The organism is Candidatus Villigracilis sp., assembly GCF_057083605.1.
In genome coordinates this window covers 1-12,989 of record NZ_JBXMTI010000160.1, presented here as the reverse complement: position 1 = coordinate 12,989, position 12,989 = coordinate 1, and the positions used below count along the sequence as shown (strand labels likewise).

At 49.9% G+C, this 12,989-nt stretch carries 14 protein-coding genes; all 14 read right to left on the bottom strand.

Translation table 11 applies throughout. The annotated features are described in order from the left end of the window. Positions 1–50 precede the first annotated feature (50 nt). Complete coding sequence (locus AC14M5_RS23185; protein ID WP_484032098.1) at positions 51–497, bottom strand: biotin/lipoyl attachment domain-containing protein; 447 nt, start codon at positions 495–497, stop codon at positions 51–53. A gap of 65 nt (positions 498–562) precedes the next feature. After that, positions 563–1,006: a glycine cleavage system protein GcvH gene (gcvH, locus tag AC14M5_RS23180; RefSeq protein ID WP_484032097.1), complete on the bottom strand. Its 444-nt coding sequence runs from the start codon at positions 1,004–1,006 to the stop codon at positions 563–565. A gap of 360 nt (positions 1,007–1,366) precedes the next feature. Then, entirely contained in the window at positions 1,367–3,454 is a 2,088-nt protein-coding gene (locus AC14M5_RS23175) for a (Fe-S)-binding protein (RefSeq protein ID WP_484032096.1), read from the bottom strand. 150 nt (positions 3,455–3,604) lie between these two features. Continuing rightward, the gene (locus tag AC14M5_RS23170; protein ID WP_484032095.1) at positions 3,605–4,552 is read right to left on the bottom strand and encodes an electron transfer flavoprotein subunit alpha/FixB family protein; all 948 of its coding nucleotides are present in this window, start codon (positions 4,550–4,552) and stop codon (positions 3,605–3,607) included. 115 nt (positions 4,553–4,667) lie between these two features. Continuing rightward, on the bottom strand, positions 4,668–5,426 hold the full coding sequence (locus AC14M5_RS23165) for an electron transfer flavoprotein subunit beta/FixA family protein (protein WP_484032094.1): 759 nt from the start codon (positions 5,424–5,426) through the stop codon (positions 4,668–4,670). Between the two features lie 159 nt (positions 5,427–5,585). After that, entirely contained in the window at positions 5,586–6,863 is a 1,278-nt protein-coding gene (locus tag AC14M5_RS23160) for a heterodisulfide reductase-related iron-sulfur binding cluster (protein ID WP_484032093.1), read from the bottom strand. 118 nt (positions 6,864–6,981) lie between these two features. Further along, positions 6,982–7,776, bottom strand: a complete 795-nt coding sequence (locus tag AC14M5_RS23155) for a hypothetical protein (protein ID WP_484032092.1) — start codon at positions 7,774–7,776, stop codon at positions 6,982–6,984. Position 7,777: 1 nt separating this feature from the next. After that, positions 7,778–8,839, bottom strand: a complete 1,062-nt coding sequence (locus AC14M5_RS23150) for an FAD-dependent oxidoreductase (RefSeq protein ID WP_484032091.1) — start codon at positions 8,837–8,839, stop codon at positions 7,778–7,780. A 149-nt stretch (positions 8,840–8,988) separates the two neighbouring features. Next, the gene (locus tag AC14M5_RS23145; RefSeq protein WP_484032090.1) at positions 8,989–10,206 is read right to left on the bottom strand and encodes a heterodisulfide reductase-related iron-sulfur binding cluster; all 1,218 of its coding nucleotides are present in this window, start codon (positions 10,204–10,206) and stop codon (positions 8,989–8,991) included. Positions 10,207–10,309: 103 nt separating this feature from the next. Then, positions 10,310–11,017, bottom strand: coding sequence for a 4Fe-4S dicluster domain-containing protein (locus AC14M5_RS23140; protein ID WP_484032089.1), 708 nt, complete (start codon positions 11,015–11,017; stop codon positions 10,310–10,312). A gap of 87 nt (positions 11,018–11,104) precedes the next feature. Further along, positions 11,105–11,503 (bottom strand): DsrE family protein, encoded by a 399-nt coding sequence (locus AC14M5_RS23135; protein WP_484032088.1) that lies wholly within the window; start codon positions 11,501–11,503, stop codon positions 11,105–11,107. Between the two features lie 153 nt (positions 11,504–11,656). Continuing rightward, positions 11,657–11,995, bottom strand: a complete 339-nt coding sequence (locus tag AC14M5_RS23130) for an STAS domain-containing protein (protein ID WP_484032087.1) — start codon at positions 11,993–11,995, stop codon at positions 11,657–11,659. A 91-nt stretch (positions 11,996–12,086) separates the two neighbouring features. Further along, the gene (locus AC14M5_RS23125) at positions 12,087–12,611 is read right to left on the bottom strand and encodes a DsrE/DsrF/DrsH-like family protein (protein ID WP_484032086.1); all 525 of its coding nucleotides are present in this window, start codon (positions 12,609–12,611) and stop codon (positions 12,087–12,089) included. A 59-nt stretch (positions 12,612–12,670) separates the two neighbouring features. Continuing rightward, positions 12,671–12,910 (bottom strand): sulfurtransferase TusA family protein, encoded by a 240-nt coding sequence (locus AC14M5_RS23120; RefSeq protein ID WP_484032085.1) that lies wholly within the window; start codon positions 12,908–12,910, stop codon positions 12,671–12,673. Positions 12,911–12,989 lie beyond the last annotated feature (79 nt).

Here is a 12,989-nt window from a genome sequence, read left to right as displayed (position 1 = left end):
CTCGATACAGACTGGAAAGCGCCCAGTCCTACTCGACCACCGTTTGGAAATCAATCAATACACCTCAAACAATTGACCTTCAATTCTCTAATTCTCAATTTGTACTTTTCTACAGCTTCGTCACCTGTTACCAGATGACCACGCTCGTTCTCCAAATTCATCGGTCTTACTTTCACGAGCCAGCCAGTGGTATACGGCTCTTTATTGGCTAACAAAATATCTCTCGCAAAACCATCTTCATTCGTTTCTACGATCTCACACGAAAACGGAGCGGGAAAGGGGCCGACCCATTTGGCGCTTTCAATCGTTGCCAACGTTTTTCCTTGCGCTACTTTCTTCCCAACATCCCGAAAGCTGATTGCCGCGATCTTTCCGCAACGAGTCTGTGCCACATCGGTCATGCCGAGCACAGCGACATCGCCATCGAATCGAATCCACACATCGTGTTCGATGTCGTAGGTCAAGTCTTCGGGGATATCGCAGGCGTAGAAGATCATGGGGGGAAGATATTAGCGAATAGAGAATAGTCACTCGACCTACTATTCTCTATTCGTCTAATTATCTACTCTCTATCAAAATTAAGATTCTGCTCTTCCATAAACTTCTGATACGCCGCCACCGCTGCTTCGCCCGTCACCAGTGACGCGCTTTCGCCTGTCCAATCTGCGGGCTTCACCTTCACAAACCAACCCTCACCATACGGGTCAGAGTTGATCAACGATGGCTTGGCTTTTATTGCTTCGTTCACTTCCACGATCTCACCCGTCACTGGCGATGTAACAGGTCCCACCCATTTGCCGCTTTCCAACGTCCCCGCGCTTTTGCCTTTTTGCACCGTGCGACCCGCATCCTTTGGCGTGGCATTGACAATGCCTTTCGCCATATTCTGCGCCACGTCGGTGATCCCAATCGTCACCGTGCCATCTGTTTCGAGCCGCGCCCACGCGTGTTTTTCCACCCAGTAGTAGCGGTCTTCAGGAATATTACATCCACGAACTGTTGCCATATTATTCTCCTAGTTTGTGCTCGCCCTGCATGTGATACAACAACATATCAAACACGACCAAACGAATTTCATGCTCATACTCGTTTACAAAATTTGGATCATTTCTTGCTTTCTTCGTAACCTGCTCGTAACTGTCTTTACAAACTGGACAAGTCACAATGAAAAACGTATGACCCGTAAATTCATCCACTCTCACGCCCAAAGTGTCACCATGATTTTCAACCAGATGATTATGGACTTCGGAACGTTTACCGCTAAACTCGCAATATGGACATTTGAACATTTTTGAAATTACCTGTACGGGCACAGCGGGACGTTCTACCGAATCAGCCTGAACGGACTCGCTGTGCCCCTACCGCTTCACGCGGGAATTGGAACTGCTTCCGCTTCGATGGGCATTTCCACACCTACCGCTTCCGCGATCAACTGAATCAAATCACGGACTTCGATCCTGCCTTCGTTGCCTGTGGTCTTGACCGCGTCAGAATACATGATCATATCTTTGGGGCAGGTCACGATAAACAATTGTTTCTTCTCACTCGGATTTTTCTCAAACGTTGTCAACGCCTCTTTGATTCGATTTTCCGCGGGGCGTTCACCAGGCGCGACCTTGCCCATCCAGATCTGACCGCCACCCGCACCGCAGCAGAACGAGTTCTCACAGTTGCGCGGCATTTCGTTGAATTCCACACCGACCAATTCCAATAATTTACGCGGAGCAGTGAATCCGCCGTTGTAGCGACCAAGATAGCAGGGGTCGTGGAAAGTCACTTTGTAATCCGTCAATTTATTTTTTACTGTCAGCTTGCCTTCTTCAAACAATTTGACCAGCACTACCGTGTAATGCTTCACTTCCCATGCGCTTCCAAACTGCGGATACTCGTTTTTCAATGTGTTGAACGAATGTGGATCAGTTGTCACAATTTTCTTGAATTGTGCCTTTCCAAAGGCTTGCATATTCTGTTCGACGAGTTGTTCGAACAAACCTTCCTCGCCCACACGGCGCACATCATTACCCGCATTGGATTCGTTCTGGTACATGATTCCAAAATCCATGCCCGCCTGATTAAAAATTCGCGCGACCATTTTTGTATTTGGAATCACACGCTCATCAAATGAGGCTGTATCGCCTACAAACCAGAGATTCTCCACGGGTTCTTCGGTTGCATTCTTAACAGGGAATTCCATCTCCTTTGCCCAGCGCCCGCGCAAACGTTTGCCTTTGTTCATCCAGTTGCCGTTTGTAGCAAGAGACTGCAAGGCATTCTGCACGCCGCTGTCAATTTCTGCTCCGTCAATTAATAAACGCCTGCGAATATCGATGATGTCTGCCATGGGTTCATTGCCAACGGGACAAATACCGACGCAGGCATGACATGTGGTGCAAGACCAAACTGCCTCAGCGGAGATAATCGTCTCAGTAAGCGGGAGCAGGAGTCGGTCGGGGTGTGAACCGAAGGTCGCCTCTTTAATGAGATAACGCTTGTTAACTTCCAATGCCGAAGGTGAGAGCGGGCGTCCATAGAAATTCGCGGGGCAGACATCCTGACAGCGATTGCATTGCACGCAGGCATAGGAATCCAAAACACGTTTCCATGAAAGGTCGTGCAAAAACTTCGCACCAGGATCAAGTTTCGTGCCAACGGGAACAGCAGGGTCGAGTTGTCCGCGCGGATTTTGTTTTGCCAACCCGAGATTGATCGGCCCGACTGTGAAGTGCGTGTGCTTGCTGCGCGTGATGTACGGAAGAATATAAAGCACCCAACACAGGCTGACCCACCACGCAACATGTACGCCCGCTTGCGAAGCGCCGCCGAAGGTGCCGTTGAGAAAACTTGCAATCGGCATGAACGGATCAGCACCATCGGTGAGTCGAAATGCCTGACCAAGCAGGCGAGCAGCAACGTGTAGGATCACAAATACGCCAACGATGAGAGAATCTTTGCTTTGTCCGCCATCTTTGACTTTTGGATTCAACAAAACATTTTCGCGATAAGTAAGACGTTTGTCTTTTACGATGAAACGACGTACAAGAAAAACAGTAATACTAAAAAGAAGCGCGCCACTCATCAGATCAGCGATGAGGTTGAAGATGTTGACAGCACTTGAATTCAAAAACGGGAAATCGAGATTCTTTCCACCATACGCCAATTCAAAGCCAGGGATGAAACCTTCGAGAACATCAACAAGGTTTACAAACGCATATGTGATAAGCCCAAAGAACAACCCAAGGTGAATCGTGCTTAAAATTTTGCGCGCGCGAAAAATGGTGCGTTGAAATAAAACAGTGATCCCCGCTCTGATCAAACTTGCAGGAATATTTTTCAACTCAGGCGCAGAGCGTCCTTTGCGAACCGAGTCAACAATTGTTTTTATTCCATGTAATGTGAACCCCACCGAAACCAGTGCCAATACAACAAACGCAATTCGTTCAATCGTAGTGAGCAACGTACCCTCCCGAAAACATTATGTCATTGCGAACCGCGCACTTGCTCTTTGCGGCGAAGCAATCTCCAACACTGCGGTGGAGATTGCTCACCTGCACTGGCGTGCGGCGCAAGTGTCGGACGGAAAAGCACCGCCCTCGCAATGACGGAATTACAGCAATTCCAACATTGCTTCCGCAACTTCAAACAGATCAGCTGTCGCACCATAATGTGCTACGTTGAAGATCGGCGCTTTCTTATCCGTATTGATCGCGATGATCAACTCGGCGCTTTTCATGCCTTCCAAATGTTCAGGCGCGCCAGAGATGCCAAGCATGAGATACAACTTCGGCTTGACCTTGAGACCCGACTTGCCAACCTGACGTGTACGCGGCAGCCAGCCCGCATCCACTACAGGCCGTGATGACGAAACTGTTGCGCCAAGTTTTTGCGCCAACTCTTCAGCAAGTTCCACATTATCTTTGCTGCCAATACCACGCCCGATCGAAACAAGTTTCTGCTGCGCGGTAATATCCACATCGCCGCCCGCAGGATTGATGGCTTCCATGAACTTGACTTTCAATCCATCCAACGAAACAGGCGAAGCAATTTGAGTCGCAGCCGTTGAACCTTGACCTGCATCAGCAGGGAACGAACCCGCCAGCACCGCGACAATTGCCATGTCACCTTCGGGCGCAACTTCCGCAATCATCTTGCCGCCGTAAACCTGACTGTTCACGACAAGCGCATTGTTCTCAATGCACAAGTCTCTGACATACGCAACACATGGCTTACCAAGACGAGCTGAAAGCCACGCAGCCAGGTCCATGCCTGTTGCTGTCCAACCGAACATGACTAGTCGCGGAGACTCTTCTTTGACCAACGCTTCGATCACTTTGCCGTACGCTTCGGGATTGAATTGACTCAGCGCGGCATCGTCCACATGGATCGTTGCATCAGACGCGAAGACATTCGCTGACAATCCGCTTCCAACTACGACCACAACTGCCTGCCCGCCAAAAGCAGACGCCAACTCTTTGGCCTTCCCAACCATTTCAAACGACACATCGGAAAATTTTCCATCCATGTGTTCGGTGATTACGAAAATATCATTGCTCATATTTTTCTCCTGTTATCGTCATTGCGAGGAGGGTGTTCTTCCCGACGAAGCAATCTCCTAATCATCTTGGAGATTGCTTCGGGCAAAGAACAAGTGCGCCCTCGCAATGACGAAATTACGCAAGACCCTTGCTCTTCAACAACTCCACGATCTTCGCGGCGACTTCCTTTGACGAACCACCGATCATCTCGGCATGGCCTGTCACCACGGGGGGAGCCATCTTTTTCATCATTAGCCCCGCGCCTGTTCCGTCACCTGAAGGTGCGACTTTTTCAACTGTTGCGGTTTGCGCGATCTGGCGCACTTTACTGATAGGTGCATAGCGCGGCGGCTTGGATGCAGCTTGTACGCCAACCACCATCGGCAAAGTCACGGCATACTTCGCGCCAAATCCGCCTGCAAATTCTTTATTTACAGTAGCCGTATGGTCAGAGACTTCCACCGAACTGACTCCGCCAATGTATGGCATGTCGAGATATGCAGCGATCATCGGTCCGATCTGACCGTCGAGGTCGTTTGAGGCCTGCACGCCTGCAAAGATAATATCCGCGGACATGCCTTTGATCGCTTCCGCCAGCCATCTGGCTTGCATATGTGAATCTGCGGCTGGATCATCCCCCGTTATTTTGACTGCCTTATCCGCACCTTTTGCCAAGGCAAGATGAAGCACACTATCGAGTTCCCCGATCAAATCCACCCCGACGACGGTTACCGTCCCACCGACGGCTTCCTTCACCAGCACAGCCTGTTCAATGGACTGCTCATCGAATTCATTGAGCACGAAATCCACTGAGTCAAAGTCTACGTTATTGCCTTTGACAGGCAGGTCATCGGCGATGCTGGGGATATGTTTGATTGCAACTACTATGTTCATTCAGAAAATCTCCCGTTACATTTTCGTCTGGTGGTCGAGTAGTTCCGAGCGACAGCGAGGAACATATCGAGACCACTACTATTCATGAAATATTTTGGTTTCAGGTTACATGATGGTCCCAATATGCCCCGACCAACACGGGGCTACTCGACCATCGGATTATTCTCCACGCATGGATCTATCCAGCAACTCCAAAATATCCAACACGCCAACATGCTCATTGCCCGTGGACTTGACCGCATCCTCGAAACGTGAAACTTCAAACGGACAGGCCACCGCCAGAACATTCGCACCCGTGGACGCAGCCTCCATTGCGCGTTTTTCGGAGAGACGCATGGTGGTGTGCTTCTGCGTAAATGAGTCCATCCACATGCCGCCGCCACCGCCGCCACAGCAATATCCGTTTTCGCGATTGCGAGCCATCTCAACCAGTTCCACGCCAGGGATGGCTTCGAGCAGTTTGCGCGGCGCTTCATATTCGCCGTTGTGACGTCCGAGATAGCATGGATCATGATAGGTGACTTTTACATTAACTTCATGTTTAAGCAGCGGCTTGAGTTGATCAAGATAACGCGCAAGAAAAGTTGTGTAATGAAGCACAGGGCGCTCAAAACCATATTTTGGGTACACGTTCTTGAAGGCATTCAATTCATGCGGACCAGTGACAACCAATTCCTTCCACTCATACTTGTTGAAGGTCTCGATGTTGTACTCGGTCATCATTTCGAAGAGTCCCTTCTCGCCAGCCAAACGCTGTGAGTCGGCGTCGTCTTTTTCTTCTTTGCCGAGGATGGCAAAGTCGATGCCGAGTGCGGCGAAGATACGTGCCGCCGCAGATGCTGCGTCAATGCCGCGCGGATGATAGGAAGGATATGAGCCAACATACCAAAGTACATCTACAGGGCGACCCAAATCCTTGATGATCGGAATTGGCACACCCGCATTCTGTATCCACGCATCACGTTTGCGCTGCGGCTGCCCAAGCGGATTACCCGACTTGGCTGTGTTTTCAAATGCCTGTTGCAATTCCGCAGGGACAAACTTGCCTTCGAGAATCGCCTGCTCGCGCACGGCGGGCATGATCTTGATCATGTCCACTTCTTTGGGGCAGACGCGCAGACAATTTTTGCATGTGGTGCAAAGCCAAAGTTCGGGCGCTTCGGTCAGGTCCATGCCAGTTTGGGCATAACGGTAAAGTTTGCGCGGACCATAATTGCCAACCACGTCCACCGGGCAAACAGGGACGCACTTGGCGCACTGATAGCAGTTGGCAAACGATTCCGCATTTGGCAGGTCAGCGATTTTCTCAATGAGTTCGGGCGTGTACTCGAAGATCGTCCGCTGTTCGAACATGCGGTTCCAGTGACCAGAAATATCCACGCCGTCTACGACGACATGTTCTTTTTCCACATATTTTGCTTTAATCGGACCAGCCATAAATTATGGTCTCCTATTTATTCATACTCGGTGGTCGAGTAGCCCCGAATGCTCTTTGAGGGGCATATCGAGACCACATGTTTTCAGGTTACTTGATGGTCTCGATACGGGCTTCGCCCTACTCGACCATCGGTGGATCTTCTTTTATCTTCTTCAATCCCAGCAACTTCCTTGCCATGTTCGGCAGGGATGGCAATAAATTATTGAACTCACGACTTAATCGCCAACTGGTTGTGCCATAAAGATAAACGTTATAAGCACAAGCCAGAAACGCGCTATTGGCGAATTGTGCTCGTTTTTCATTCGCCATCAACGCATCCGTCCACAAGCCTGTACCTTCGCCAAACTTTAGACTCATCGCCGAAACCGCACCTACGCGGGCATATCCGTCCGCGAGATTATCTGCCAGCAGGTTATGTGTGCTGCCTGCAAGCAACGGCAGAATGCCAGTGCCTGTGGTTGGGTCCCACAGCCAGCGCGTCCATAACCAATATTCATTGGGCGATGTGTTGTGTAAAAGTCCAGAGGCAAGTTCCAGGGCAAGTCTTGTATCCAGTGCATTCACCTTCTCAACAAACGTAGCCACGCGTATTGGAGTTGGCGCGTCGCCGTTTAGTAATTCATTGAAGATGGCGTAGCCGCCTTGCGCAAAGTAATTCGTAATTGTTCTCGCATTGGCTCGCGTGTGTGTGACAGCGGCAGCGATGTCAGCGAAGGAGGATGCCCAGTTAGGAGAATCAACTCGAAATCCAGAAAAGAGACGGGCGTGGCGTTCGGCAAGTTCATCTGCAATCGCGACCACATCATCCGAAGAAACCTGCTTCAGCGCTTCCTGCAAGGTCTCTTCAAGGATGGGATCATCAGGTCCCGTTTTTTGTTTAACGATGTGACTCTGTCGCTGAGGTAAAGCCATGTTATGCAATTGCCATCGCTTTGCGAACAGATGCGACTGCCCGCGCCGCGGCGAGACCTGCCTGTGAAATTGAATCATCCAGGTCAGCAGGGCCTGATGCAGCGCCCGCAACGAAGATGCCTTCCTTCGAGGTCGCGACGGGGTCAAGACCACCAGCGCCGCCCGCTTCGATGAAGCCATATTTATTTTGTTGAATGCCAAGCAGTTGCGCAACGGCACGCGTGCCCGCACTGGGCTCCATGCCAACCGAAAGCACGATCATATCCATCGTCACTTCCATCGGGCGGGACATCGTTGTATCTTCGCCGCGCACCAGCAGTTGATTGCCTTTCGGCAATACTTCGCTGATCACGCCCTTTATGTAATTGACGTGATACTTTTCCTGCGCGGGCCAGTAGATTTCATTTTCCCAATAACCATACATGCGCATGTCAATGTAGAAGATGAAAACTTTTGAATCAGGGATTTGCTCGCGCAATTCAATTGCCTGTTTGCTCGCAATGCCACAACAAACTTTTGAACAATATTCATTTCCAATCTGGCGATCACGCGATCCCACACATTGCACGAACGCGATCTTCTTCGGCACTTCGCCATTCGACGGGCGCACCACATTATGTTCGCGCAACATCTTTTCGAGATCAGTGAGTGTGATGACGTCGGGAAACGAATAATAGTTATAGTATTGCGTCGCGCGACCCGGATCGAAGTGCTGGAATCCTGTTGCGACAATGACTGCACCCACATTAAGGGATTCGGCTGCGCCACTCGCTTCAATCTCAACCGTGAAATCCCCAGCGTTCCCAGCCACGGACTTCACTTCGGCCTGATACTTCACCTGCACGTTCGGGTTGCTTGTGACCGCTAAAGCCATTTCAGCCATGGCTTCAGATGCATCACGCCAATGATGAGTCAACTTGGCGTAATTCTCGCGGTCAGGTGTACCGCCGAGACGCTCGCGTTTTTCAATGAGTATGGCTTCCCCGCCCAGTTCAGCCACGCACCGCGCGGACTCAAGCCCCGATGGTCCACCGCCAATGATGAGTACTTTTCCAGATGTCATGTTTGTTCCTCCGAAGTATCCGGTGGTCGAGACGCTAGCAGTCGAAACCACCTGTGCCTTGAAATAATTTTCTGTTTACCATTCACTGCTGGTTTCGATACGCCCTTCGCAACAAGCGCTCAGGGCTACTCAACCAGCGGACTTATTATTTACGCCGTTAGGTTGATCGGTTGATCTGCATCCTGCCAGGTGATTCCAGATTTCGTGCCTGCGCGGATTTGATCGAGATCGCCCTGGAACTCATCCCAATATTTCTGCCAATTGATTCCAAGCTTAGTAAGGAAAGGACGCCAATCTGTGGAATGCCAGTGGAATTGCACTACGCGGAACGGATGCGCGCCCATCGCCAACGCCGCAACTTGCGCGTCAGACAGAACGGGCACACCTACTTTACGATCATGTGCCTTTGCAGCAAATTGACTCTTATCCAATGTCGTTACACAACCCGTATCATGTGTCACGGTCAGGTCGGGATTGGCTTCGTTAATCATAGTTTCGATTTTGCGAAGCACCGCATAAGAACGAGTGAAATCACGCTGCACCAACACATGCCGGAAACCAAATCCACAGCAATCAAACCATGTGGAATAATCTGCGACGTTGATGCCAAGTTTTTCGAGTAGCGCCGTGACAACCGCAGTGCGCTGCCCACCGTAGATTTCGGGGTCATAAATGGCGTCTTCGGCGACGATCTTATAGTAGTGACAGGCAGGATGAACCGTTGCGGTGATGGGACTCATGTCCACGAGTTGGCGCTCCGCAATTCGGTCTCGCATGGCATAAACCCACTCGCTGTAATGGACAATCTCTTCGGGGATAACAAGCGGCTTGCCCATCTTATCGAGAATGCGACGGACGTCATCACGCAATTCCTTATGATGTACCAGTTGTTCGCGGATTTCCTTGTAATGTCCGAATGATGTTCCGCAATGGATCATCGGGAAATATCCCGTTTCATAAGCGGCAGCAAAGTTGCGCGACATCACTGCGGCTTGTCCCACCGCATTGGATGCGCCCGAGGCGTAATAGTTCCAACCTGTACAGGAAGTTTGATCTGTAGGGTCGTGATAATCCAGGTTGAATTGGCGGTGCAGCCAGAGGATGGATGAAGCGTAGCCCGGGATGTGTCCGCAATGACCGCAGGATTTGTGATGCCAGGTATGCTCAATGGGAATCTTTTTCATGCGCCCATATTTTGTAGGGAACTCAACATAATCACCTTTTATTCTTTGCAGAATGATCTCTCCCTTGGCTTCAAGTTCCAATAACCGATCATGCATATCTTCGGTCGGCGCGACGGATGCATCGCGAACAACGGGATGCGATTTTCGTTCAAGGATCTGTTCAACAGTAGTAAGTTCGGTCATTAGGTTTCTCCATTTCTCAGAGTGGAACCAGTAAAAAATTTCGAAGGTCGAAAGTCAAAGGTCACGCCTCGACCAACCAATCTCTAGTCATCTAATTCTCTTTCTATCCTTCTTCCAACTCTTCCTGCATCACTTCAGTCAACAGGTCGTATAAGCTTTCATCCAGTTCCTTGATGATGTCCATGTTGCCCGACTCAAACCAAATGGTGTAAAGCTCCAGCAGCGTTTTGCGGTCCGTGCGCCAGGCGACATCGGTGAGTCCGCGGATCGAATCCATAGGAATGGCTTTGCGCCAGACATGTATGTTTTGCGAGAAGTCCTGAACCCAGGGACCCCAATCGGGGAAGAAATCAGGCTGGAGCATATCGGGCGAGACTTGATTGCCCTTGAGCATGACCTTGTAGATCACACGGCTGTAGCCTTGCAACGCATCTTTTGATTCTTGCAATCCATTTTTGAGAGAGACTTCGCGCAAAATCGTAACCAAGCCCCCAGGATTATTTTGGCGCGGACAACGCACGCACGAAAAACATTGCGCGCAATTCCAAATGTCTTCGGTGATGATATCGTAAATTCGCTCGACATCTTCACGCGCGATTGCCTGAGCGATGACGCGCGGGCTGAAATCATAGAAGCGCGCTGAGGGGCAGGCAGAGACGCAAATCCCGCATTCATAACAACCGTAGATGAAGTCTTTGTAACGCACATCATCTTTGACTTCGAGAAAAAGGCGTTCCTTTTCTTCATAAGTCGCTTCGGGATGACGATTTTCAGCCTTGCCTGGATTCCAGTTTTCTAAAGTGGTTGACACATATGCCTCCATTTTTTGAACCGCAAAGCACGCGAAGAACGCTAAGAAATTCTTTTAAAAAATCTTTGCGCTCTTAGCGGTAAATTCTTAAAAAGCGATCACCGCGTCGGCATCGCAAGCCATGTCATTGAACGCCGCGCCGCCGATCATTTCGACGCCTTCGATCATGTCATCCATGGTGTAGCCATGTAGATCAAGTGAAGGCTGGCAGACAAGCAGACGTACGCCAATCTCTTGCGCTTGGTCGATAAAATATTTGAGTTCTTTTCCGTTTCCGCCCTTGCGTGGAATAATGATCTTATCGCCGTTACCTTTTGCCAGACATTGCGGCCCGTTCATTGTGAAGTAAATGCAAACTTCATTATCCATTGCCGCTCCCGCCGTGGCAAGGAAAAATGGAGTTGCGGTACGTTCAGGGTCCTTCTCTCCATGAGTTTGAACGTACAAAATTTTCTTGGTATCAGCATCATTCGTCTTCCACAACATAACTGCCCTCTCCTTGATAACTAATAGCGATCTCAAAAACACCGTGTCGCTCTCCCGAAGGACACCGTACCTGCGTTCGGTGCAGGTGAGAGTCTCGTACTTTCGATGCGAGACCCTTCGCTGTCGCTCAGGGTGACACTATTGAGATGAGTACTAGAAGCTTGCAATTGCTTCAGTAATTGTTGGGTACGTGCCAACTTTCTGAGTTAAGCCGACAGTGTATAAAACTGATTGCACATCTTCAGGTATGGAGGCCAGCTTCACTACACCGCCAGATTTTTCTGCCGCTTGCGCAGCTTTGATGACTGCACGAATACCGGCTGAAGACATATAGTTCACGCCCTTTAGGTCAAGAACAAGCTTGGTGTTGCCTCCAACCAGTTTAGTTAATTCTGCATCGAGTTTTGGGGATGTCTCAGAATCAATTCTTCCAACAACGGTCACAACTGCAATATTTCCACTTGTCCCAGTTTGGATATCAAGCTTTTCCATTACCAGCTCCTTTTTTCAGAAATCCGAATCGATGTCAGGTGAAATAAAGGCGGCGGTCACCGGAACCAGCCGCCATTTAAGTCCGAGGCGTTTATACAAACAACTGAACTTCCGCATCCGCGGCGTATTCAAGGAAGGTTGCCGCGCCACCGATCTCACATTCCTTGATGAAATCTTCGCGCTTGAAGCCGAAGACGTCCATCGTCATCTGGCAGCCGATTAAACGCACATCCATATCAAGACAAGCACTGCGCAGCTCTTCAACAGTGGCAACGCCTTTGTTATGAAAGGTCTGTTTCATCAAACTAGTTGCCACGCTTTCAAAGCCCGGTACATTTGCCATGAGTAGGTTGGGCATGGGCCAGTTGATGTTTTGGAATCCTTCGGGGCCAAAGGGCATTTTCATTGGCATGGCAGGGTTTCCCAAAGGTGAGACAGCGGCGGTGAGTTCTGGCTTCAACAATGTAAGGCCGTAGAAGGTAAAGAAAATGCCTACCTCCCAGCCCATTGCGGCTGCCGCGCTGCCGAGAATGAACGGGGGATAGGCCCAGTCAAGTGTTCCTTTGCTTGCGATAAGAGCAAGTCTCTTTGGGGCATTAGGATCAGACTTTGACATGATATTTCTCCGTATAAAAGTTGGTTTCGCGTTGAGTGCCGCTCAACGCGAAAGTAGATTTATTTCTTACGCAAAAAGAAAATAAACTTGCCATCTTCCGTCATGGAGCGCAGCATTTCATTCCCTGTTTGGCGGCTCCATGCTTCCATATCTGGTGGTGCGCCAGGGTCAGTAGCTATCATTTTTAATACCTGCCCAGATTCAAGTTCCTTCATTGCCTTGGATGCCTTCACCACAGGCATGGGACAAAGCATTCCAGAACAATCCAGAACTTGATCTTCCTTAATAACATCTGTCATATCAGCCTCCTTGGGAACTCTCAAATGATAATGAATTGACCCTTTATTCGCCATCCCGCGCACATGGGATTTTGCCTCC

What these genes read in the sequence shown, in the direction of transcription:
- AC14M5_RS23165 (WP_484032094.1), bottom strand. Translation starts at nt 5,426, where the DNA reads ATGAACATAGTAGTTGCAATCAAACATATCCCCAGCATCGCCGATGAC.
- AC14M5_RS23135 (WP_484032088.1), bottom strand. Translation starts at nt 11,503, where the DNA reads ATGTTGTGGAAGACGAATGATGCTGATACCAAGAAAATTTTGTACGTT.
- AC14M5_RS23125 (WP_484032086.1), bottom strand. Translation starts at nt 12,611, where the DNA reads ATGTCAAAGTCTGATCCTAATGCCCCAAAGAGACTTGCTCTTATCGCA.
- AC14M5_RS23145 (WP_484032090.1), bottom strand. Translation starts at nt 10,206, where the DNA reads ATGACCGAACTTACTACTGTTGAACAGATCCTTGAACGAAAATCGCAT.
- gcvH (WP_484032097.1), bottom strand. Translation starts at nt 1,006, where the DNA reads ATGGCAACAGTTCGTGGATGTAATATTCCTGAAGACCGCTACTACTGG.
- AC14M5_RS23170 (WP_484032095.1), bottom strand. Translation starts at nt 4,552, where the DNA reads ATGAGCAATGATATTTTCGTAATCACCGAACACATGGATGGAAAATTT.
- AC14M5_RS23120 (WP_484032085.1), bottom strand. Translation starts at nt 12,910, where the DNA reads ATGACAGATGTTATTAAGGAAGATCAAGTTCTGGATTGTTCTGGAATG.
- AC14M5_RS23130 (WP_484032087.1), bottom strand. Translation starts at nt 11,995, where the DNA reads ATGGAAAAGCTTGATATCCAAACTGGGACAAGTGGAAATATTGCAGTT.
- AC14M5_RS23155 (WP_484032092.1), bottom strand. Translation starts at nt 7,776, where the DNA reads ATGGCTTTACCTCAGCGACAGAGTCACATCGTTAAACAAAAAACGGGA.
- AC14M5_RS23150 (WP_484032091.1), bottom strand. Translation starts at nt 8,839, where the DNA reads ATGACATCTGGAAAAGTACTCATCATTGGCGGTGGACCATCGGGGCTT.
- AC14M5_RS23185 (WP_484032098.1), bottom strand. Translation starts at nt 497, where the DNA reads ATGATCTTCTACGCCTGCGATATCCCCGAAGACTTGACCTACGACATC.
- AC14M5_RS23160 (WP_484032093.1), bottom strand. Translation starts at nt 6,863, where the DNA reads ATGGCTGGTCCGATTAAAGCAAAATATGTGGAAAAAGAACATGTCGTC.